General features: G+C 53.9%; 19 protein-coding genes. 7 read left to right on the top strand and 12 right to left on the bottom strand.

Features of this window, described 5'->3' with window-relative positions; genetic code table 11:
- The first annotated feature begins 55 nt into the window (after positions 1-55).
- A complete protein-coding gene (locus SH528x_RS25745; protein WP_442506311.1) occupies positions 56-1,102 on the top strand; it encodes a Gfo/Idh/MocA family protein in 1,047 nt (348 codons plus the stop codon).
- A 1,234-nt stretch (positions 1,103-2,336) separates the two neighbouring features.
- Here SH528x_RS25745 and SH528x_RS25750 read toward each other — a convergent pair.
- The 3 genes from SH528x_RS25750 to SH528x_RS25760 form a co-directional block, all read right to left on the bottom strand.
- Positions 2,337-3,764, bottom strand: a complete 1,428-nt coding sequence (locus SH528x_RS25750) for an oxidoreductase (protein ID WP_442506312.1) — start codon at positions 3,762-3,764, stop codon at positions 2,337-2,339.
- Positions 3,765-3,891: 127 nt separating this feature from the next.
- Positions 3,892-4,635, bottom strand: coding sequence for a cysteine hydrolase family protein (locus tag SH528x_RS25755; RefSeq protein WP_442506313.1), 744 nt, complete (start codon positions 4,633-4,635; stop codon positions 3,892-3,894).
- A 45-nt stretch (positions 4,636-4,680) separates the two neighbouring features.
- The gene (locus SH528x_RS25760; protein ID WP_442506314.1) at positions 4,681-5,931 is read right to left on the bottom strand and encodes a Zn-dependent hydrolase; all 1,251 of its coding nucleotides are present in this window, start codon (positions 5,929-5,931) and stop codon (positions 4,681-4,683) included.
- A 289-nt stretch (positions 5,932-6,220) separates the two neighbouring features.
- On the opposite strand from SH528x_RS25760, the gene SH528x_RS25765 reads away from it, so the two are divergent.
- Together SH528x_RS25765 and SH528x_RS25770 are read left to right on the top strand one after the other, a co-directional pair.
- Complete coding sequence (locus SH528x_RS25765) at positions 6,221-6,931, top strand: HEAT repeat domain-containing protein (RefSeq protein WP_442506315.1); 711 nt, start codon at positions 6,221-6,223, stop codon at positions 6,929-6,931.
- Entirely contained in the window at positions 6,897-8,510 is a 1,614-nt protein-coding gene (locus tag SH528x_RS25770; RefSeq protein ID WP_442506316.1) for an SHD1 domain-containing protein, read from the top strand. The genes SH528x_RS25765 and SH528x_RS25770 overlap by 35 nt, the downstream gene beginning before the upstream one ends.
- A gap of 32 nt (positions 8,511-8,542) precedes the next feature.
- Here the strand turns inward: SH528x_RS25770 and SH528x_RS25775 are convergent, their stop codons facing one another.
- The 8 genes from SH528x_RS25775 to SH528x_RS25810 all read right to left on the bottom strand — a co-directional run bounded on the left by SH528x_RS25775 (position 8,543) and on the right by SH528x_RS25810 (position 18,545).
- On the bottom strand, positions 8,543-9,637 hold the full coding sequence (locus SH528x_RS25775; protein WP_442506317.1) for an acyltransferase family protein: 1,095 nt from the start codon (positions 9,635-9,637) through the stop codon (positions 8,543-8,545).
- 184 nt (positions 9,638-9,821) lie between these two features.
- Positions 9,822-10,979: a PP2C family protein-serine/threonine phosphatase gene (locus SH528x_RS25780; protein WP_442506318.1), complete on the bottom strand. Its 1,158-nt coding sequence runs from the start codon at positions 10,977-10,979 to the stop codon at positions 9,822-9,824.
- The gene (locus SH528x_RS25785) at positions 10,976-11,911 is read right to left on the bottom strand and encodes a response regulator (RefSeq protein WP_442506319.1); all 936 of its coding nucleotides are present in this window, start codon (positions 11,909-11,911) and stop codon (positions 10,976-10,978) included. The genes SH528x_RS25780 and SH528x_RS25785 overlap by 4 nt, the downstream gene beginning before the upstream one ends.
- A 72-nt stretch (positions 11,912-11,983) precedes the next feature.
- On the bottom strand, positions 11,984-12,352 hold the full coding sequence (locus SH528x_RS25790; protein ID WP_442506320.1) for an STAS domain-containing protein: 369 nt from the start codon (positions 12,350-12,352) through the stop codon (positions 11,984-11,986).
- A 313-nt stretch (positions 12,353-12,665) separates the two neighbouring features.
- Positions 12,666-14,219 carry a prenyltransferase/squalene oxidase repeat-containing protein gene (locus SH528x_RS25795; protein WP_442506321.1) on the bottom strand — a complete coding sequence of 518 codons (1,554 nt, stop codon included), beginning with the start codon at positions 14,217-14,219 and terminating at the stop codon, positions 12,666-12,668.
- Between the two features lie 152 nt (positions 14,220-14,371).
- Positions 14,372-15,790, bottom strand: a complete 1,419-nt coding sequence (locus tag SH528x_RS25800) for an aldehyde dehydrogenase family protein (protein ID WP_442506322.1) — start codon at positions 15,788-15,790, stop codon at positions 14,372-14,374.
- A 120-nt stretch (positions 15,791-15,910) separates the two neighbouring features.
- Positions 15,911-17,044, bottom strand: coding sequence for a hypothetical protein (locus SH528x_RS25805; RefSeq protein ID WP_442506323.1), 1,134 nt, complete (start codon positions 17,042-17,044; stop codon positions 15,911-15,913).
- Between the two features lie 271 nt (positions 17,045-17,315).
- Complete coding sequence (locus tag SH528x_RS25810; RefSeq protein ID WP_442506324.1) at positions 17,316-18,545, bottom strand: carboxypeptidase regulatory-like domain-containing protein; 1,230 nt, start codon at positions 18,543-18,545, stop codon at positions 17,316-17,318.
- A gap of 324 nt (positions 18,546-18,869) precedes the next feature.
- Here SH528x_RS25810 and SH528x_RS25815 point away from each other — a divergent pair, with 324 nt between their 5' ends.
- Entirely contained in the window at positions 18,870-19,280 is a 411-nt protein-coding gene (locus tag SH528x_RS25815) for a hypothetical protein (RefSeq protein ID WP_442506325.1), read from the top strand.
- A gap of 27 nt (positions 19,281-19,307) precedes the next feature.
- Here SH528x_RS25815 and SH528x_RS25820 read toward each other — a convergent pair whose 3' ends face one another.
- Positions 19,308-19,910, bottom strand: coding sequence for a metallophosphoesterase family protein (locus tag SH528x_RS25820; protein WP_442506326.1), 603 nt, complete (start codon positions 19,908-19,910; stop codon positions 19,308-19,310).
- Between the two features lie 175 nt (positions 19,911-20,085).
- Between SH528x_RS25820 and SH528x_RS25825 the strand changes: the two genes are divergently transcribed.
- From SH528x_RS25825 to SH528x_RS25835, 3 genes are all read left to right on the top strand, one after another.
- Positions 20,086-20,436, top strand: a complete 351-nt coding sequence (locus SH528x_RS25825) for a hypothetical protein (protein ID WP_442506327.1) — start codon at positions 20,086-20,088, stop codon at positions 20,434-20,436.
- Between the two features lie 370 nt (positions 20,437-20,806).
- Positions 20,807-22,105 carry a BON domain-containing protein gene (locus SH528x_RS25830; RefSeq protein ID WP_442506328.1) on the top strand — a complete coding sequence of 433 codons (1,299 nt, stop codon included), beginning with the start codon at positions 20,807-20,809 and terminating at the stop codon, positions 22,103-22,105.
- 527 nt (positions 22,106-22,632) lie between these two features.
- Positions 22,633-23,175: a hypothetical protein gene (locus SH528x_RS25835; RefSeq protein ID WP_442512177.1), complete on the top strand. Its 543-nt coding sequence runs from the start codon at positions 22,633-22,635 to the stop codon at positions 23,173-23,175.
- Positions 23,176-23,438: the final 263 nt, after the last annotated feature.

Genomic DNA, 23,438 nt, shown 5'->3' on the forward strand with positions numbered 1-23,438 from the left:
CAAATCTGGAAACACCACCAAAAGAAACATTCACCCCACTAGAGAAGCGAAAACGATGACGATTGGGATTGGCATTATCGGTTGCGGTATGATCGCAGGCTTTCACTCCAAGGCTATTAAGGACGCCAAAGGCGCCAAATTGGTGGGCTGTGCCACTCGAAATCCGGAGCAAGCGGCGGCGTTTGCCGAGAAAAATGGCTGTAAATCGTACGACTCGATCGAAGCGATGCTAGCCGATCCCGAGATTCAGGCGGTTTCAATCTGCACCCCCAGCGGTGCTCATCGCGATCCCGCCGTGTTGGCCGCCCAGGCTGGGAAGCACGTGATCGTCGAAAAACCGCTCGAAATCACCGTCGAGCGATGCGACCAGATCATCCAAGCGTGCGAAGATGCTGGCGTCCGGCTCGCCGTGACGTTCCAAAGCCGCTTTCATGAGTCGAGCAAAATCATGAAAAAGGCAGTCGAAGAAGGCCGCTTCGGCAAAATCACCATGGGCGATTCGTACGTGAAGTGGTATCGCACCCAAGAATATTACGACAGCGGTGCATGGCGCGGCACGTGGGAACTCGATGGCGGTGGGGCGTTGATGAACCAAGCGATCCACAGTGTCGATTTGCTACTGTGGTTGATGGGAGACGTGGTCGAAATCAGCGCGATGATGGACACAATGACTCACGAGCGAATCGAAGTCGAAGATGTGGTGGTCGCCAATTTGCGATTCGCCAATGGGGCACTCGGCGTGATCGAAGCGACCACGACCGCCTTCCCAGGAGCGCTCAAGCGAATTGAAATCAGCGGCAGCGAAGGGACCGCCGTCCTGGAAGAAGAAGACATTCGCGATTGGAAGTTTGCCAACGAAACCGATAAGGATGCCGAGATTCGTGCAACGATGGCGGGCAAGACCGAGACGGGTGGCGGCGCGGCTGATCCGTCGTCGATTGGGCACCACGGCCACACCATGTTGTTCGAAGAGTTCGTCTCGTCGATCAACGAAGATCGCCCCTGTTCGATCGATGGTCGCGAAGGTCGTCGCAGTATCGAGGTGATCCAGGCGATCTACGAAAGCGCCAAAACCGGCAAACGGGTGAAGCTAGGATCGTAAAGTCCCCGACGAAGAATGAAAGTATGGCGGTAATGGATCTTGCTAAAGATCCCTTTTAAACAACGCCCAAAAGCATTGTCGCCCAACTTTCCAAGCTGGCAGCGGTGCGGTGAATCTTCAGCGTGATTGGAACGCGAAGACTCTTGATTCGACCGTCATGCGTGAGGCACGCTAACGGCTTGGAAAGCCGTGCGACAATACGAGGCATCGCACTATTGTCGCCCAGCTTTCCAAGCTGGCAGCGGTGCGGTGAACCTTCGGTGTGATTGAAACGCGAAGAATCTCGCTTCGACGATCAAGCGTGACGCACGCTAACGGCTTGGAAAGCCGTGCGACAACACGAGGCATCGCACCTTTGTCGCCCAGCTTTCCAAGCTGGAAGCGGGGCGGTGAACCTTCAGCGTGATTGGAACGCGAAGACTCTTGATTCGACGGTCAAGCGTGACGCTCGCTAACGGCTTGGAAAGCCGTGCGACAATACGGAGCATCGCACCTTTGTCGCCCAGCTTTCCAAGCTGGAAGCGGTAATGTGAACCTTCGGTGTGATGGGAACGCGAAGAATCTCGCTTCGACGATCAAGCGTGACGCACGCTGACGGCTTGGAAAGCCGTGCGACAATACGAGGCATCGCACTATTGTCGCCCAGCTTTCCAAGCTGGAAGCGGTGCGGTGAACCTTCAGTGTGATTGAAACGCGAAGACTCTTGCTTCGACGGTCAAACACGACGCACGCTAACGGCTTGGAAAACCGTGCGACATTACGAGTCATCGCACTATTGTCGCCCAGCTTTCCAAGCTGGAAGCGGTACAGTGAACCTTCAGTGTGATTGAAACGCGAAGACTCTTGCTTCGACGGTCAAACACGACGCACGCTGACGGCTTGGAAAGCCGTGCGACAATACGAGGCATCGCACTATTGTCGCCCAGCTTTCCAAGCTGGAAGCGGTACAGTGAACCTTCGGTGTGATTGAAACGCGAAGAATCTCGCTTCGACGATCAAGCGTGACGCTCGCTGACGGCTTGGAAAGCCGTGCGACAATACGGCGGAGCTGAGTTCCGGCAACAACAGATTTACCCTCCCGTGTGCGGGAGGGTCGGACGCGATAGCGGCCGGGGAGGGCTGGTTGCGATGAGCTTGCACGGTCGATCTCTAAGACTGCGAGGCCCCACCGGTAAACTTACTTCGCTCGTTCTGACCTCCCCAAAACAAGTTTCGGGGAGGTGAAGCATGCCGACTATTTGACGTTGCTTTTCAGAGCCGCTAATTGCTTGCGTTCGGGCATCGCTTTGTAAAAAGGATCCAGCGGATAACATCCGCTGACGATGCCATTGCGAGGTGCGGTCGTACAATCGCTGAATGTACGGCACACCTTTTTTCGCGTCATCACGTTGCCATCGATCACATCGGCGGGCAAATCGGGATACGACAACACCATTCGCCCCAGGCCGATCGAATCGGCCATCCCGGTTCGCACCACGGCTTGCGCCACATTTGGCAGCCAGTCTTGCAAATAGGTGTAGCCAGATCCCACGATCGTCAAATTGGGATGCATCTGTTTGATCTTCGCCGTCGCTTGAATCTGGCGAACGACACCCACCAAGGGATCTTCGGGCGGTTGATAACCGTCACTCGGCGGGAAATACGCAGGCCGTTGGATGTGCGGATTGTAGTACGGGCTTCCGGCTGTCGAACAAACCAATTCTATTCCCAGCGACTCAAACAGCGACATCAGTCGCGACGGGTCGCTCAAATCCATTTCAGCACCGGAGCCATCGCCTCCGAACACCAATTTGGGATCGGCATGGGGCTCAGGAACTCCAACGCGGTCATCGCCGGCTTTGTAAGGAACGAAGTCAAAAATACTGACGCGAACGCCGATTTCTAACTGCGGAGCTTCCGAGCGAATTCCGGCGACGATGTCTCGCAAGAACCGCGTGCGATTTTCAAACGAGCCTCCAAATTCGCCCGCTCGATCGTGTCCACCCAACAATTCGTGCCCGAGGTAGCCATGACAATGTTTTACATCGACAAAGCGATACCCGGCACGTTGGGCTCTGACAGCAGCCGCGATAAAATCTTCGATCAGCTTTTTGAGATCATCATCGCTAAGCAGTTTTGAATCGTCGGTGATACCGAATCGCGGATCGAGCCCAGGATTGCGTTGAGCGATCAACGGTTCGGCGCGAGCTTTTTCATTGGGACGGGCGAAACGTCCTGAATGAGTCAACTGCAGACCAACAAGCAAATCGTCGCTATTACCGAAACGCTCTTCATGAGCGGCAACCAAATCTTGACGCAGTGACTCGATCGACGCCAAATTGGACTCGGTCATAATCAACTGGTTCGGGTTCGCCCGCCCGTCGTGACGCACCGCGACCGCCTCGCCACCCCAGATCAATTTGGCACCGCTGATGCCAAAGTTTTTCCAGCGGCGACGTGTCAGCTCACTCGGTTTGCCATCGGTCGTGCCGTCCCAACCTTCCATCGGCAGGATACAAAATCGATTTCCGATCACATCGTGTTTGAGGCGAATCGGTTGTGCGAGCGTTGAATCATCCCCTTGCTGAACGGCTTCATCACTCGGCAACTCAAGCCCCAGTTCCGCAAGCCGGGAAATGAATTGATCGTACGTTTTTAAACTTGCGATTCGTGGATAAGCCATGGGTGATTCTTCTCGGAAAACAAACAGGTCGACAGCCAGAGCCACAAGATACTCGATTCGACGAGCATTGTCTCGATCACGTTTTCATGCAGGCTCGAGGAGCGAGGACAAGCAAGACGCGAGCTGCTTACGACGGAATCAAGCGGCGGATGGTCGACGTCGCTTCGGCTAGGGTCATCACGCGTGCATAACGATCGCGAAGGGTTGCCAACGATGCTTCGTGCAACTCGGGAGTCACCGTCGCGCAACAATCCTCGATCACGGTGACGAGATAACCTAAATCACAGGCATCACGAATGGTCGTTTCGACACACTCGTTCGTATAAACCCCGACAATAAACAACGACTCGATGCCAAGATTTTTCAATACGTAATGCACGTTCGTCGACGAGAAAACACCGCTGGCGGTTTTGTTGATCACGATCTCATCTCGCTCGGGGAGCGGCGCGACGACTTCGAGAAAATCAGCGTCTCGCGATCCCGGTGCCGCCAACAAATTGAGTCGCTTGTGGCCTTTGCCGCGGTCACGTCCGTCTTGCGTCAACGATTGAATTCGCGTGTGAATGACCTCGAGGTCGTGACTGCGAAATGAATCTTGCAACCGGCGTACATTCGGCAACACCATCGATTCGAGTCGGTTGAAATAGTACTCTTGGCCTTCGGGGGAAACTCCACTGTTGGCAGCATCGCGAAAAACCCCGTGACCTGGTGCGGCATCGAGATATTGAAGATCGATGCACAGTAGCGCCGTGTTGTGATCGATTAGAAAATCGCGATGAGCCGGATTGTCGATAAACGACTCGTGGTAAACCTCTTTGAGAGGATCGATGTGTTCGGGAGTGTCGGATGCGGTGGGATTGAAGTCGTTCATGAATGATTGCAAGTAGAGGAATTCGGTAGGTTTTTGCGTAAAGAATCAACGCTGCGATAAATTCGCAAGCGTTTGCAGCATCACGTTGGCACCAGCTTCGATGTCGGACCATGCGGTCCATTCCGCGGGCGAATGGCTTTGTCCATTTTTGCTGGGGACAAAGACCATTCCGATGGGCACGATGCTGCCCATGATTTGGGCGTCGTGAGCCGCCCCGCTGGGCATGGTGTGATAATCGAGCCCAAGCTGCTCGGCCTGTTTTTGCAATTGCTGGACCACTTCGGCGCTGCAGGCGACGGGCGCCAGGTAACTTTTTTGTTCAAATTCGAACATCAGATTTCGGCGACGGGCAATCGCCGAGAGCGCTTTGCGAAACGCACTGGAAAGCTCATCTAAAACCACTTCGGAGGTGTCTCGCACATCAAGAGAAAACTCGACAAGCCCCGGAACGGTGTTGGTGACACCGGGCAAGATTTGGGCCTTGCCGATCGTGGCACGGCTGCGGTCGCTGCCGTTTTCTTCCAAGATACGAGGAATTTCGTGAGCAAAATCGGCAAGCCCCATGAAGGCATCGTTTCGCATGTCCATCGGCGTGGTTCCCGCATGATTCGCTTCCCCACGCAGCCGCACTGACCAGGTGAACAATCCTGTGATCTCGTCGACAATACCAATCGGTTTGTGCGAACGATCCAGAACGGGCCCCTGTTCGATATGCAGTTCTAAATAGTTGGAGATCGTTTCGGGATCGCGTGCCGCGTCCAGCGCAGCCAGCGGATCGTAGCCATGGCGTCGCATTTCGTCGCCCAACAGCACGCCATCGAGGTCACTCATGGTCGCCAATTGTTCGGGATTAATCTTGCCCGCCACCGATTGCGAACCGAACATGCCGCCAAATCGCCCCTCTTCGTCGCTAAATGCAATCAATTCAAGAGTTCGCTGGGGCACCACCTTCTCTTCCTGCATGCGACGCAAGCATTCCAATCCGACGACGACGCCGAGGGTGCCATCGAGTGCACCGGCACAGGGGACGGTATCGATATGCGACCCCACCAAAACACGGGGTTGGTCGGTCGATCCATTGAGAGTGCCCGAGATATTAACGGCGCCATCGGTGCTGAGGGCGAGCCCCGCGTCTTCGATTCGATCGGACAACCACCGCTTACCTTCCATATCGGCATCGGTAAAGGCCATCCGGTAAATCCCGCGGTCTTCGTGGTTTTGGCCAATTTCGGCCAATGTCAAAATATCCGATTTAATCCGTTTGAGGTTAACTTTGAGGGTTGAGCAGTCGAGCATAGATAAGGAGTCTTATTCGCGTTGGGTCGTAAGGATCAGAACGTCCGAATGAGGCTAACAAATTGGGCTGAGATGGCTGCTCGTCGTGGATTCGCAGCCGGATTGGGCCGAGACCTTTCCGTCTCCGCGTTTTCACAGCGTTTTTCTGCCGGATTCACCGCCACTGCTCTACCTTAACATGAAAGAACTGGGGTTGGTCTAGACCGGGTTGCTGTGTTAAACGGTCAAGATGCAGCTTTAATCCCATCGGATCCGGAATCCGTTCGCCTTTCACTCTTCGAGAATTTGCATGACGATCTGCAGAAAACGCATCACGTTTTCCAGTGGCATATCGTTTTTGATAGCGTCGATGCTTTGCTGCCTGGGCGGTTGCCAAGACGGGCCTCTGTACGCGCTCAAAGCGGTCAATCCCTATTTCGTCATGAAAGAATGGCGTGAAGACGAGGCTTACGGTGTTACCGACCACGAGCGACGCCAACAACTTGCCAAACTTGCCGATTCGATTGAGTTTTACCCGAACGACCGCCAAGAGTACTGGGCCAGCCACCTTCAACAAATTCTCGAAAATGACGATAGCGCCGAAATGCGCCGTCTAGCCGTACTAGCAAGCGGCAAAATCAAATCGGGAAGCAACTTGGCTTTGATCGAGAAAGGCTTGGACGACGATAGCGTTAAAGTGCGGATGGAAGCATGTCGGGCACTGAGCCGAGTCGACAACGAACAATCGTCGCGAATGTTGGCGTCGATGGTTGGCAAAGAATCCAACCAGGACGTTCGCAACGCCGCGATTGAATCGCTTGCGAAACACAAAAATCCGATCTCGGTGAATTCATTGCGACTTGCCTTGTCCGATCGCAATCCTGCGACCAGGGACCTAACGATCCAATCGCTGCGCGGAGCCACCGGCAAAAATCTTGGAAACGATCCCGATGTCTGGATCGCCGAACTCGAGAAGAACGATCTCAATGAGCCAAACAACTCCGGAAGTCTACTCCGCTAAAGCATCTTCGCGTGTGAACAAGCTGCGATGTTTCGTTTGGGTTTGCATTGTATTTTCGACAGCCATCATGGCGACGAACTCGCCCTGCGAGGCGAGAGAACCGGTCCGTATCTGGGTCGATCAATCGGGACTCCATTCGATCGAAGCACGCCTAGTCAACATCACCGACGAGGTTGCGTTACTGAAGCGGCCCGATGGTTCAAAGGCAAAAATTCCGGTTTCACAGTTAAGCCAGACTGACCAGGAATACGTTGACGGTTGGAACAACCGATCCAGCTTTGCTGAAAACCAATTGCGATGGACACCGCCGGTCCTGCCGCAACTTCCTCCGCAACCGCTGTTGGACTTGCCGGCTGCGACAAGTCTGCTGGACGAGGGAGCCCCTCTCGATTCCGTGGGTGGGAGAACTCCGGTTGCGAAGACGTCACTGCCGCCGGTCTGTTCCCCCGATCCGCAGCCCTATTCTCACAATTTGCCATTCGCCAAACAGGTGATTGGCCAGATCCACGCTTACGATTCCTGCTCGCCTCCGTTGCTTATCGCCACCCCAGAGCACACGTTTCTGGCGGTATCGATCACATCAGGTTTGAACTCGACGCAATCAGCCACCTCAAACCGCATCGTTTGCTTTGAGCCGTCCACCGGCAAAGCGTCCACTGTGTTTCAATCGAGTGAGCCGGTTACGATTCTCGACCATCACCAACCGAGCGGTCGCACTTTGGTGCTGCACGGACACCGTGTGATGGGGCAGGGAGGTCAGTTGGCAATTGCCAAGGGCTGGGAAGACGAGACGTTGACGCTCAAATATTTTCGAGCTCTGCCGACGATTCCATCCGCCCAAGCAAACGCCATGACGAAAGCCAAGCAAGTGCATTGGGCGAGATGGGTCGATGACGAGCATATCGTCGCAGCGATTGATACGGAAATCGCCGTCTGGAACCTGTTCTCTGGTGAATGCGTTCATCGCATCTGTCCCTTTCAGTCGCCTTGCGAGCCCGCTATCTCCGCCGGTCGACGTTATATCGCAGTGCCACGTCCAGGATCGGTGGAGCTTTACGAAACCCAAGACGGCACGGCTTTGGGAACCATCCCGGTCGAGCCTGGCAAGCGAGCTTTCGTCAGCTTTTCACCACGAGGTGACTCCTTAGCGATCGCCACGACTTCGCGACTTCGCATCTGGGAATTGTCGTCGGCATCACTACGAGGCGAAGCAATATCTCGGCGAAGTCTGGGAAAGGGGAAACCGATTTGGATCGATTCCGACTTGGTGCTGTCGCCCACCGGAGTACTGCTGAGCATCTACCGTGGCGTTCCGATTTGGCGCTACGATCTCTCAGGTTCGACGATCAATTCGTACGGATCCACTGCGGGCAAACAAGGCTTGGGAATTCTAACGCGTCGTCCCCATGGCCAAATTGCGTTTGTAGAAATGCCTCACCAAACAGTGCAACAAGCGTTGCCATGGGTGGATGATCAATTGACCACTTCCAACGAAATGGTTTGGGAAATTCCTGGGCAAAGCGTGCTCGGCGAATATGGCTGGACCGATCGCGATTTGCGATTCACACAGTTCGATTAGGCATCCTTCTCAACGCCACCTTTCGCCTCGGCTCAGCCGGCGGTTGCGGGAACCGTGTCCGAATCACTCTTGGTGCGGTATCGCGTCCAAAGTTTGCGAAGGCCATTGGTAATCGGTTGTTCGATTCGATTGGTGACAATGATCGCAAGCGAAAAGGAAAAGGCAACCGCCATCAAGAAACTGATATTGGACGGGATTCCTGAATGATTCAGTCGATACATCAGAATGCACCCAAGGTTGTTGTGGCAGAGGTATAACGCGTACGAAATTGTGCTGATGTAGATCAACGGCCGAATTCGCAGCAGCGGCATCTTGCCGTAGGCACACAGTGTCACCAACGTGACAATCAGTACCGTGGCAACCGGGTTATGCTTGCCGTGATCAATGCTGTGGAAAACACCACAAGCGATCAGGATTCCCAGCATGTTCTGCCATTTCTTGCCCGTTCCGGTCTTGATCATATAGAGCAAGAAACCGATCGCAAACAGCGGCACAAAATCGAGCAACATTAACAGACGCAAGCTCGACAACACCGAGAACCAGCGAGCACTTCCATACTCCGAAGCGTACGCGTCCAGTAGCGGACAAGCAACGAGCGACAAGGCGCACAAGGTTCCCCACCCGATGAAATAACGCCGCAACGCGCCGATCTTAAACAGCGCCACCAACGTTATGTAGAACATCATCTCGACCTGTAGCGTCCACATCACGGGGTCGACACATTCGTAGCCGAGCACGCGTGGCAGCAACGTCAAGTTGGCAAGGAATTGCTCTGCACCAAGCGGTTCGTGCGACAAAGGCATCTGCCTTGTGATCCAAAGGTTCGCGACGATCACCATTAAAAACACCGGCACGATTCGTATCATTCGTGCCGCGACAAAATCGACCGGCTTGCCACGCCGCATCAGCGACATGCTGTTCACAAATCCGCTGAGGATAAAGAACATCTCGACGCCATATTTCCCAAATGGCCACTCCCATCCCAAGGGCGAGACAAAGCCATACTTGACCGCATAAACATACGAAAGATGAAACAACAACAAATTGATGGCCGCCAATGCACGAAGCGCATCGAGTTCAACAATACGTTGGTGGGGCTTTAGAATGGTTTTGGAAGACTCGGTCATTCGTGCACAGCAAGCAATGGGATGAATAACTGGACATCAAGACAAAGGTCCAGTCGCTTCAAGCCTTGGTTGCGATCGCGAATCAGGTCGACTTGCGGAATCACAGAGCACCAAATGATCATTCAGGGATGACACGACTTGGTGGTTGCAACGATTTTGCGGATATTGCGGTCGATCGAGCTGATCACTCCGCAGCGTCACTTTCGCTCGTGCTTGCCCGCAGCAGCAACGCGGTGCAATCATCCCGCTCGGCTCCGATCGAATGCATGTTTTCAAACAGCGAGTCGATCACGTCTCGCAACGAACCATGATTAACACGAACCGCTTTCTCGACGACATGGTCGAACGATTGATACTCAGCATCCGGCGAGACAGAATCTAAAATCCCGTCGGTAAACATCAGCAATGTAGACACGGGAAAATGGCTGGGTACTTGATGGGTGACATAGGTCATGGTGTCAACGATCCCTAGCGGCGGCTCCTTTGACGAAAGGACACAAGCGGGCTCGACGGGGCTGATCCGATAGGCGGGATGTCCTGCACTCGCATAACGAATGATTTTTCGTTCGGGACAAAGGAAACCGAGAAACATCGTCACGAAATAACGCAGCTGGACGTCGCGACAGAGGATCTTGTTGGCATGAGTCAGGATCGTTCCAGGATCGTCGCACATCATCGCCATCGCGCGTAGGATCGCACGCGTTTCCATCATCACCATCGCAGGGACCAATCCATGTCCGCTGACGTCTGCGATCACAAAGGCAAGGCGTCCATCAGGCAAATCCATAATGTCATAGAAATCACCTCCGGCTTGCTCGGCTGGCTCGCAGCGACCGCACCACTGCACCCCTTCAAAACGATCAGTGGGATCGGGCAGCAACATCTGCTGAATTCGGTGCGCGAGTGCGAGTTGATTTTGAAAACCGAGCAACGACTTTTCGGCCAGGCGTCGACGGGATCGTTCGATCGCCAAATCCATCGGCCGTGTGAGATGTTCGGGACTCGCGACCTCGTCCTTCAGCACATAGTCTTCGGCGCCACTACGAACGGCGAGAATTGCCATCGAGCGATCGGCATGCCCGCTGAACACGACGATGGGGACATCATTGGCCACCGCGCGTATCCGATCCAAACTTTCAAGCCCATGTGAATCGGGCAAATTCAAATCTAGCAAGATCAGATCAGGGATACGCTCACCGACGGCGTCGACGGCAGCCCCGAGTGTCTCCTCCACTCGCAATTCGTAGGTCGATTCACTTTTTGCTAACCAGCGACGGACCGCTTCGATGTCGTCGAGACTGTCTTCCACCATCAAGATAAATCGCGATGGGGTATCTTTCACACCGATGACTCCTCGGCGACGGGCGATTCTTCATGATCGCAGACGCAGCGTTTTATCATCGTAATCTCATTTCCTTTTTCGTTGTGTTTGACCTCATCCATAAAGGTGTTGATCAACAACAAGCCACGTCCCCCTTCTTTGTCGAGATTACTCGGATCGGTCGGATCGGGAACGTCATCCAAGCAAAATCCAGGGCCTTCATCGCGAATCGTAAACACCGCTCCTTTGCGATCGGCCACCAAACTAAAATAGACGCGGCGATCCCCATAAGGCGATTCGTTCATTCGCTCGCTAATTTTGTCGAGATAAGGCTGGCCGTCCTCCATTCGCCTAAGTTCCGAATCGATTTCGAGATTGCCGTGAATCATCGCGTTCACAATCGCTTCATCCATCGCCATCGCAATTTGCATGTGCTGGCCAGGATCATAATCGGCGAGTTCATTTAGAATCGACTCCACACGGCCGATCAAATCGGGTACAAGCGATTGGTCATTGACGAGCGTCCAAACCATCTCGGTCCGATCCAGACAACTGGCAAGAAGTTGGTTGGTTTGAGCCGCCTTTTGCAATTCCAGCGTACGCCGCACGGTGGGCAAAAGGATGGTCGCAAGCGCGCTTTTGGGAACGTAGCTGGCGGCCCCCGCATGGAGTGCCTGTGCCGCAATTAGCTCGCTGCCCGCAGCCGTGGTCAGGATCACTGGAACCGGCAATTGCTGCAACGTGATTTCACGGACGAGTTCCAAGCCATCCATGTTGGGCATCTGCAAGTCGGTGACGACTAGGTCGGGCAAGCGTTCTTTGACCTTGGCTAACGCTTGCACTCCGTCCGTCGCGACACTGACCTCATAGCCAGAAGTCTCTAAAAGCATACGAATCTGAATAAGCTGAGTCGCGCTATCGTCGACGACAAGGATACGTTGCTGGTCAGCCATGAGCGGTCCTTCGGGGAAGGGTGAACATCAATTTGGTGGTAGAGCGGAGTCCCCGCTGCACTGCAAACGTGATTACTTTTTATTCTTAAACGACAAGATTGCTTTGGGCGTCGAGTCCATGATATGCAGCAGGGTTCCGTCCAGATTAGTAACTTGAAAAGCCATTCGCACCATCGGGCTCATGTTGCAAAGCCGCAACTCGCCGTTTTCGCTTTGCACATAATCGCTGCACCGCAGCATGGTGGTGATAAACTCGGATGAGATTGCTTCAACGTCTTTAAAGTTGATCACCAAACGAGTCGGTTTGCTGGATTGAATGAAGGTAATTAACTCTTGCTGAGTCTGTTGAATCAATTCGCGATCAATGTATTTCGTTGACGTTAGAAAAACGACAGGGACTCCTTCGGAGGCACTTGCACGAATGTTTTTGAAAATCGCCATTACTTAGTTCGTCCCAATCCAAATGAGTTGAGATGGGAGTATGAGGGCTGGTGCTAAGTCATCAGCCAAACTCCTCTTAACGAGTATAAGCGATGGCTGGTGAGCAAGGGGAATCGAAGCACACCCTCACCGAAAAAAACAGTGTCAAAAGTCGAGCAAGCAGGGAAAAAGTCGTTTACTCCGTTCCCGAAACGTGGAACGAGGATGGCCGTTTGATCGACAAGTGTCCGGCGAAACCGTTTGTGGGCGAACTTTCTGTCAGCGGACCTGTCGTTGGCAGCTCGCATTTCCATAGTGAACCAACCCGTCACCGTTAAAGCGGAAATGCTTCGATCTCGTCATACAGTGGCAGATAGCGATAGTAAACTTCTAAAATCATTGCCGCCATCGCCGTGGTGTACAATCGGCCGCCGGTATCACCGAATTCGTCGGAAAAATGCCAACTCCCCGCTTCATGTCCACTGGTTGCTTGAGTGCGGACCAAGTGATCTCGAACACGCGTGTTCCAGCGATCCCAGCCAGAATGGCGTGAATGATGCAGCGCCAATGTTCCATAATAATCGTGGTAGACATTGGTCAAACGTGGGCCTCGTTTTGCCATCGCGGAAAGTGCCTTGTCCATCGGCACTTCATACGGCGTTTTTCCTAAGTACATCAGCAATGTCAAACCAATCGCAGTGTTGGTTGCATCAGGTTTGTCGCCCGCTTTATACGCAAAGGCGTAGTGAGCATCCGGTGACGTCGACAAGACAAAATCACGAGCCTTGGGAAGCGTATGATAATGCAGCGGAATTTTGTTACGCCGCGTCGCCACGAGCGACAAGACTTGCCACCCCGTTTGCGTTGTGTCTCCCGGGGATCCGGGGAGGTAGCCCCATGAACCATCCCGATGCTGAGCATAGGTCGTAAAGGTCATTGCGAGAGAAACCAGTTCCCGCAAATCCGCATCCCCCTGCTCATTGGAAGGATTTCGTGACATGTAAAGCGCCTCGGCGACCGCCATTAATGCGATTCCGTGCCCGTACATGCTGCCTTGTTGCCAATCCACTCCTGCTTCGGCTTCGGCAGCAGCAGAACGCAAATAGTACAGTCCATCGCGAACCACTTTCTCGTATTTCCCAGACTGGTGAGTGTACCCAGCACCGAGAAACGCAAGTAATGCTAACCCGGTCGCGCCGGTCGAAGGCGTCGCGGTGTCCGGAGAATCTTTGCTATGGCTGCATCGTCCGTTGCAGGGATCAAGTTCGAGATTGAATGACCAAGAACCATTGGAACGCTGATGATTGGCGAGCCACTGAAGTGCATTTTCAACGGCTTGTTCACTGTCGGCGGTCGCCCCAAAACGTTCGCCTAATTGTTTGCGGCCTTCGGGGGTCCGTCCAGACAAACCGCCACCGCTGGGTACTCGGCTCAACCAAGCACTGGCGTCACGAGCATGGGGGACACTCAACTGCGTCACGGTTTCCTGAGGCAGCGGAGTTGAGCTCGTCATACGGCTCAGAGGCGATGCGATTTGACTCGGTTCCGCAAACGCGATCGCGACCGAGGTAGGACGATCGGCTAGCGACGCTTCGGTCGTTTTGCTGTCGTCTTGCTTCGGCAACGCTTCAAGCCGTACCACCGGTGCCGCGTCGCCACGCCGAGCACGAATCGAGAACGTTTCTCGAACAGCCACCGGCAGCGTCAGCAGAGCGAAGATGATCAACAGCAGCGTATGCAAGATGGTGCTGATCAACCCTGGGATTACACGGGGATCATGAGCAAAACGTTTTTTCGATTCGGGGGCGGACGTTACGGGTTGTAACGAATCATCCCCCTGAACTGGTGGATCGGTTTCGATCGGTGGCGGCGCGCAGAAAGCCGCCATCGTCGAGTGCACGGGAGGTGCACTCGCGATTGAATGGGCTGTGCCGGTTGTGTCAGTTTCGCTTGCCAAAATGAGAGATCCTTATCTCTCGACTATAGCTCAGCCTGACACAAAATCGTAGTAATTCCCTTTGGCGGAAAACACGCCTTGAACTACTCGGCGACTTGGTATGCCCGCGACCGGAAGAGAAAGTCGATGAGATTCCCTTCGTGCGGCTGCAACCAATTCAAGCGATTCGTAGGGATTGGCCCAATGTTCAAACGATCGATATCGGTGCTATTACCGGCGGCTTTGATCAAGTTGCCATCACGCGTGATGACCGTGCCGATCAAGGTGGGGCCGATGCGATTGAGCATCTCTGCTTGCGGGCACTGGACCACCGAAACGAAGGGGAACATGTACTCTTTGGCTGCGACTTGGCGGTCCGGAGAATCGGCAAGAATGACCATCGGACGAAGGTAAGCACAATGATCTCGTTCGATCAGTTTCTCACCATATTCGGCGGTCAAGTCGGTCACGCCTGATTCTGCGAGGTCTTGCTGGACCATTGCGTAGGTGCCGGTCGCCATCGCCGGCACGGTGAACGCCGCCAACTGTGCCTTGTCGTCAGCCGGTGGCAGCACATCGACGGGGCCGATTCGCTTGGCAATCGCTTCGCCAATCTCGCGTGTGTGACGGCTCGCCCAAATACCCGAGCAATTGATACAGCTACGCCCCGAATTGATTAGCACACTCTCGACCATCAAATCCAAATAGTCTTCCCAGTTGTCGACGACATCGTCGCCAAGCAGGATCTTCGAGAAGCCAGGGCCATGTGCTTGCACTCGAGGGTTGCCAGCATGTTGAGCGAGCGTTTGTGCGCTCCCAAAAATCATGCTTCGTGACGTCTTTGTCATGATTGCGCCACCGACATCGTGATCGCCGGGGTACAGCGAAAAGGCTTCGGCCGGAATTCCGGCTGCGATAAATGCCGATACCATACGATAAGGCGTCCATGGTTCTTGCGACCCTGGTTTGAGTGCCAAACCAATTTGCAGCGGCACTGCAGGCAGCCACAAAGTGTGAACGCCAGGCGAATTGTTTGGCAACACGGCGCCAAGGACAGGAGTTTGCACCTGATAGCTGACAATCACTCCCCGTCCCTCTTCGCCGTAGCCGCGAGAGAGAATGGAAAGATCAAGTCCACGAGTCAAACAATCGAGAATCTCACCCATATGGGCGAGCACGAAGCTGTTCTTGGACATGTTTGATCGGCACATGTGCTCGGGCAATCCCGTGCTTGCCGATTGCTGATGCACAAAATCATCGACACTTTGAGTTGAGTCGCCGACAGTCAAGTCACTCTTCTCAAACAACTCCGCAGCCTTTTTGCAACGCTCGATCAAATCGTCAGTCGAGAATTGCAGCAGGGCTTCGCGAGCCAAATAAGCCTTTCGCATATCGCGACCAACGATCCCACCCCCGACCGTGCCTACGCGAGCGATCGGCGCCCCGGTATCGAAGTGGACAACGTCTTTAAAATCGAGTGACTCGTAGGGTTTCCCCCAACGCAGTGGACTAAGCGTGATCATGAACTTGAGCTTCTTTATATTTCGATGGTTCTCGGGTCGTTGTGATTAAACGAATCATCCTCCAAGGTTCGCAGACCTTGGGGAAATACCACTCCAGTAGCGCAATCCGCCGATTGCGGTTTAGTAAACGCCTACCGTTGTGGCGCCAGCTAGTTCGTGGAATGGACGAACGCCGCTGACTCCGTCCCAAGGGTACAAGTCGAATGGAGCTTCGCGCTCTCCTTCGTCACGTTCCATGAACCCAGGCACAAAGAACTCATCGGTCAACGTATAAAGTTTGACGCGACCGGTTTCGCCCATGCCAACCACTTGGTTGTAGTCATCAAAACTAACGACTTCGGTGGCAGCGCGAGGCTGGGGGGCGTAATACGAGATTTTGTATCCATCGGCGGCGGTGATCGGTTTACTGCATGCCAATCCCATCAAGGTATTGCCATAGGTGGGTGTCATGTAGACGCCGCTTTCCTCTGGAGGACCGCCAAGCAACTCTTCAACACAGAAACGAGTCCACTGTGGCGTGAATTCGGTGCCTCCCGAAAAGATGCCGGAGATACCGATTTCTTGGAAACTTGTGCCTCGTGCTTCAAGTGCTTCGCCAAGCGACTCGATCAGTTTAGGCGTTCCAAACATGCACTTCACGTCATGACCTGCGGTCAAAATCGTGATCGCTTGATCCATGCAGTGCTTCTTGTATTCTTCGAGGTGCTCCATCCACCCCTTCTTGATCAGCTTGACGACCCAGCGTGGATCCAAGTCAATACAGAAGCAAATACCATCGCGGTGCTGCGCTAGATGCTCGACCGCCAAACGCAATCGACGAGGCCCGCTAGGCCCCAACATCAACCAGTTGGCTCCCTTGGGGAAGTATTTTTCGGGCAGCGTATTGCTGAACAACTCGTAATCTTTCCAGTGATCCTCAATCACCATTCGGCTCTTAGGAACCCCAGTGGTCCCCCCAGTTTCAAAAACGTAGACGGGTTTTCCCGCATGACCTTTGGGAACCCAGCGACGGATCGGGCCGCCGCGAAGCCACTCGTCTTCGAAGAGCGGAAACTTTTTCAAATCATCAAACGACTTCACATCCTTCAGCGGATCAAAATTCAACTCACGTTTCTTCTCGAGCCAGAAGGGGCTGCCGGTCTCGTCGCTAAAGTGCCAGTGAACGGTTTTCAGCGTGTGCTCGTTCAGCTGGTCACGAGCCTCTGCTGCTTGTTTCGCAACTTGCTCGCTGATTGGTTTATCCACAGCAGACATGAAAAATCTCGCTAAAGAAGTCAAGAAGATTGAGGTAGGATCAAAACCGTCACGGATTGCGAAGGGCAACATGATGGTGGGGATTCACATCATATCAACTATCGACGATCCCGTAATCCGGTGTTCAGTGCAAAGCAGCATGGGCGAGGGGAGATTGTCGCCAGCCCACTATCACCGAGATGGCAATAAAAAAACCACGGCCGAAACCGTGGTTCTGAGTTAGTCATCGTGTCCAGCAACCTGTTGCCTGCGGAACAAGATCAGTGAAACGTTATTTAATTGGGGTAAGAGGCTCTGGAGGCGTGATTACAGGGTTGTCGTTGTTATTGTCATCAATCGCGACAGCAACCAATCCACCGATAGCTGCGAGACCCACGATGCCACCGAGTCCGCCGCCGCCAAGACCTCCTCCTCCGCCACCACTGCCGCCACCACCGTAGCCGCCACCATAACCACCACCACCGTAGCCGCCGCCAGGGGCATAACCGCCATCAAGTGGTGTACCGAAGCCATCGACAGCAATTCCGCCATCACCAATGATTTCACCGGGGCCGCCACAACCGCAACCGTCAACAATCGGTCCACCATCAACGATCACTTCATCACAGCAATGAATGATTTGAGGCATCGGAGCGACTTGCATCTCGAATGACGAGCAGCATGAATGGTGATGACCAAAGATTTTGATCAGTTTCTCTTTGTCGTCCGCTGCTGCTTCTTTCTGCGACTCTTCGCCAACCAATTCGAAGCCAGCCAAACCTACACCTGCCGAACCAACCGCAAGCAGCGAATACTCGCCAGCGGGAAGCTCAGCGATTTGAAAAGCTCCTTCGCTGTCCGTAACAGCCCGAGCAACGGTTTCGCCATTTTTCACAACGAATACATTCGTAAGGTTCGCGGCCTGCAAATCGGAGCCGCGAGCACCAGCAAGACGAAGCACGCCTTTCAACCCACCGTCAGTTTGCGAAACACGGAGATACTGATCATTGCAAACTCGCTCCGAAACTTCACTTAGCTTATCCGAAGGCAACTCAACCGCGGAATCCACTGTCTTGGCTGGCAGGTAACGTAAGACCGCACTTTTGACCAAGGTGTAATCGATGTTAGCAGCCGCAATTTCCACTTCGCTTGGGAAATTAGCTCCCGTTGCTGCCTGAGCATCCAAGACATGCATCGCACAACATGCGAACACGTCTTTGGCTTTGGCGGTCACCGAGTAAACACCTGGCTCGATGTTAGAGACCGAGAACTTACCAGCTTCATCCGATGTCGCCCGCCACACTTTTCCATCACTCGAGAGCAGGGTGACTTTAGCATTCGCGATGGCCTTTGCTTCTCCGTTGACCGACGGCACAACGACACGCCCTGTCAACGACTCGGACGACGCGAGGCTCACCCATTGGCTGATTGTTAAATGGTTGACCTCGTTTTCGGCATGCACGCGAGGCGCGGCAAAGACCGATCCGAGTAGAAGAGCCAGTGCCGTTACGAAAAGTCTCATCTATTTAGCCTTGATGTGTATTTTTATTGTGGTTGAGACGCAGCCGACTCGAGTGAAGTGCTTCAATCGAGGAAGCTTGGGCAACTTATGCAGCTGCAATAGTAAGTCATACCCCTACGCTAAACAAGCCTATAATCGTCATCTTTGCTATCACTCTCATCGAAATTCCGGGCTTCCGATCCCGCAAAACGCCATTTCTTGACGCACCTGCACAAAAAAACACCCACCGGCACGCGTGAACACCACCCAATGGGGGCGACACTTACAGATAACGCGATGCCCTTAATTTCCCGCAATCCATCTATCTAGCGACCGAGTCATTTCGTGCCCAACCCCTTCGAGCCTCCGATCGAACTGCCATCCGAAAAGGGCGTCTTCGGAGACAACGCCACCTTGATTACACGTCGATTTCTCTATCGCGTGATCCAATATCGACGGCCCTTCACCGGGACACTTGTGTATAGCGGTTGGTGGTTTCGACAGAAAATCGAAATCAATGGCACCGTGGTTTGGTGGAAAGTGAGCTGGCTAAACATCAGCCCCAACGTCTCGTTTACGATTCCCGTCGAGGCTTTGGCTTACAAACATGTCAACGAAGGCGTATCGCAACTCCATGATTCTGTGCCGAGCCAACCGATACTAGGACGGATTGAAATTCAATTCACACGAGGCTTGCAAATTCGACGTTTTCGCCTTTGGTTCGACAATCAGATTGTTTACGACGAAATCGACTAAGGCTAAGCAATGAGCCATGCCAATGAATCAGGGAATATCGACCACCACGCCAGAGGGACCCGCGTTGAGCACTAATGAGGGTCCGATCTGCACCTGCTTTCCCCAATCGCTGTGAATGTGGCCACAAACGACCAATTTGGGTTCCCGAGCTTCGACAACGCCACGGATCGCTTTACTGCCGCGGACGCGTCCGCCGGTGTCATGGTCAACGCTATCGATCGGTGGCGAGTGAACCACCAAAATCCCCTCTTGAGGGCAACCCGCTAACATGTCGGCGGCTTGATCCTCGTCAAAGTCGTAGCTCCATTCACCAAACGGCGTCACTGGGATTCCGCCTCCCACGCCCCAAAAGTGAACTCCCGCAAGCTCGCATCCATTGCCGTGCAAGACGGTTGCGGCTTCCCATGCCTTAGCAGCTTCCTTTAATTCTTCGAACGTTTCGCCGTTTCCCGGCACGAGCACCGACGGTTTGCGGATTGCCGACAAAATGTTCAATGTGTCAGAGATTCCTCGATGCTGGTTAGCAAAGTCACCCGCACCGATCACAACATCCACGTTTTCGGACATCGTCACAAGCTTTTCTGCAGCCGATTTATCACAGTGCAGATCGCTAAAGCAAAGGTATTTCATTGGATTCTCTCGATGGATATCAAGTCTTCTCGGCAAGTATTGCTACAGGCGGTTGGCGATATTCTAACGACTTTGCCACACCGCTCTCAATCAGCTGAACAATCAAGGTTACCGCCAACGACCACAGCAACTAAAGTGACGGCAGACTGTCTTGTTTTCTAATTTTTGAGTTGGCATGCCGCAATCGCTTTCCCCAAATTTCCGTCGCACGCTATTGCTGATCCTTGCGATCCTGCTGATGGTGGGCAGTGCTGTGGCATGGTGGCTGGGCAGCGAAAGCTCCGCGAAGTTTGCGGCAGCCGCAATGGGCCGGATCGGGCTCGTTTTGGCTGCACTTTGGTTGGCGTGGCCGTCGCTTCGTCGCCCCGCGAGTTGGTTCCCGCCTGCGGTAGCCGTGATCGGAGTCATCTCGCTGATGGTGTTGGCGGCTCAACCACGGCTGATCTTCGCGGTCGTGCCTGCGGCAGCCACCCTGATCTCGATCACGATGCTGGTGCGAGGATTTCGTGGGCCCCCGAAGCGATAGCCCCCAGGCTGAGTCAGTGGCGCCCCCATCGCCCGTCTGCGGCTTGCCAGATCCACACTGACCGACAAGCTGCCGCGAATTGCGATTGCAAAAAATGGTGAAACACTTGTTTCACGCCGTTAAACTCCGTGAAAGACAAGTTTCACGGCGTCATCAGCATGGAATAACCGTAATCGGCGCCAAAATTGGAAAAAACCTACCTACCTGGCCTCCAAATGGCCGAAAGAACCAACAACACCGGTCTGATCAGATCGGTCGGAGGATCAGTTACCAGCGACGGTGACATCCTTAATCCTTGTCGCACCGGGCGACTGGGCCTCCGGCTGGTTATTCGCATCGGAGCGATTTAGCACTGTAGGGAGGCATTTCCATGCGACGGACGTATTTCGGATTGGCGATTGCCGCGATCGCTGCTTTAGGACCTATGCAGGTCTTTGGCGGCGATCGAGAAATCGCTCAGCAAATTATTCAACGGTTGAAAGTCAACCGCGACTCAGGAGCGTTGAAGGATTTCACGCTCGACATGAAAGTCGACAACGGGGTCGTGCTGTTTCGCGGCAACGTCAGCCAGTCGACTCAAAAAGATCTTGTCCTGAAGACAGCTTCAGGCATCGAAGGGATCAACAACATTGTCGACGAAGTGACCATTAACGGTCACTCGCCTGAGGCAGAGCAGACGACCGCAACGGTCGTCAAACCAGTCAAGAGCGTTGCGATTGTGACGCCCGCACCTGCGACAAAAGAGACAGTCGAACTAGCCAAACCGGCTGCGACTGTAAAAGCAGTAGCGAAGTCAAATCGCAACCAACCCAGCAAATCGAATTTTTCGTTCAGCCAAGCTTTGGCAGCGAAAGCCGCTTCGATTCAGAAGAACGAAAAAACTTCGGCCACACCGGCTGAAGCAACCATCGTTCAAGCAGACTTGCCTCGCTTTGAGGCTCCTGCCGTGATGCCGGGCGAAATTCGCCCAACGGCCGCAGTCGAGCTGAACGCTTCGCCGATTCCAAACGAAGACGAACAAGTCGTTTCGGCTGTCGTCGGTGCTTTAGGACAGGCTCAGAAATCGGGCCATCTGCGTGGCTTTGGGGTTGATGTCACAAGCCGTGGTGGTGTCGTTCACTTGCAGGGACGTGCCGCTTCGGCAAGTCAACGTGATACCATTGTTCGTATCGCCGAATCGACTCCGGGTGTTGCGGGAGTGCATGACGCGATTCAGGTCGCCGAAGCAGCACTGCCTCGTCTGCCTAAACCACCTACCTTGCAAGCAGCACCGGCGCAGCCGATGCAAGCTCGCATGGTTGCCAACCAAGGACCTGCACAAGCAATGGCAGCTCCTTATCGCATGCACCCTCAACAACCTGTTCAAGCGGCACCGGTTGGCTACGGTGCTATGCAAGGTGCACCGACCATGGGGCAACCTGTGCCGATGGCTCCTTACACTGGCGGCGGAGCACCTCGCTACGATTCGCCAAACTTGCCAAACTATGCTTGGCCAGGCTACGCATCTTACCCTAACTATGCTGCGTTGACCTATCCACAGCAGTACAGCCCATCGGCATTTCCTTACATTGGCCCATTCTATCCGTACCCGCAGGTACCACTTGGATGGCGTAAGGTTAGCCTTGAATGGGACGACGGTTGGTGGTTCCTGGACTTCACAGACCGCTAGGGCTGATTCGGATCAACGATCCGTCAGCTAATCGCTTTAAACTTGAAAGCTCGTGATACAGTTCGCTGTTCACGAGCTTTTTTCATTGGCTGAGTGGCTATCGATTGGATAAATGGCACGTTGGGCGAACTGCGGGCGATTATGCGAACGTCCAGGACCACGTTTTCCGGGTCCATTTCGGCACGCGACTTACCCTGGGAATTCGGGCGACGATCCAACCAGACGATGCTCGACGCGAGCGTTAATGAATTGTCACTGTGGCGAGCTGGGGGAACATGATGAAGCGAAGTCGCTACGATTCTTTTAGACGGTTTTTCGGAACTTTCGGAATTACCCGCAAGATCCTCCCAAGTTCACACGATACTAGAATTACGCAGATCGCTGGTTGCGATCAATCGTAAGGAAAACCACGGAAGGTTGCTCGGATGAAGACTCCTAATTCAACATGTGTACGGCCCACCAACGACGATGGGAACAGCGAGGCACGTGTTGCCAAGAAATCGTACGCCTCGCAAATCGCATTTTGCATGATTGCAATGATCGCGATCGGCTCCACCGGATGCTACGGACTTGGAGGTTCCAACATTAATCTGGGCTTCCTGACCTACCCGATTCCAGTAAGCCCCTATTTCCAGCACAAGCAAGAAGAGAAGTTCTGGAAGAAGGAGCGATATGACCGCGTCCCAATCTTGGGCCCGACTACCTCGGGCGGTACCGCGGTTGCCCTTGACCCACCGAGTGACGACGAAGTCATGCACGCACTCGAATCGGCTCGCCCGGTCCAAGGCGGCATTCCTTTGATCTGGGAAACGCAACGCAACAACGTGCGGATCATTAAAGAAAAGATCGCGGATTACGTTGACCCACCACGTTTCTATCCGCTGATCGGTCCTGCACAACTGCACCACGCTCACTACAAGTGCTCGATCTACTTCGACGAGAAAACGATCGTCGGGTATCCCGTTCCCCACACCTTGCATGACCGGGACGCGATCGAAGTGGTCTACATTGACCATAACCACTTCCACATGGTTGGCGACGTCGATCCTTATACGACGCCTAACCTGTAAGACCTACCGCAACCAACACTGCAATCAAAGACGAAAGGCTAGCTCACCTCGAGCTAGCCTTTTTTCGTTTGGCTGCCTCTGCTTTTCCCCAACTAAGAACTTGTGAGCCGCAACGAGTAAGAGTGCGTCCGGCTTAGAAAACCTCGTTATCCACGTGACCGCGTAAAAAATCCCTCGGACTAAAGTCCGAGGCTATCGAAATTTGTCGCTCCGCGACAGCAAATAGCGCAACTTCAAAACGCGCGAGTGAGGGACCTGCTGCG

Origin of the sequence: Novipirellula methanifontis, assembly GCF_052161655.1 — a bacterium.
In the GTDB taxonomy this organism is placed as follows: domain Bacteria; phylum Planctomycetota; class Planctomycetia; order Pirellulales; family Pirellulaceae; genus Novipirellula.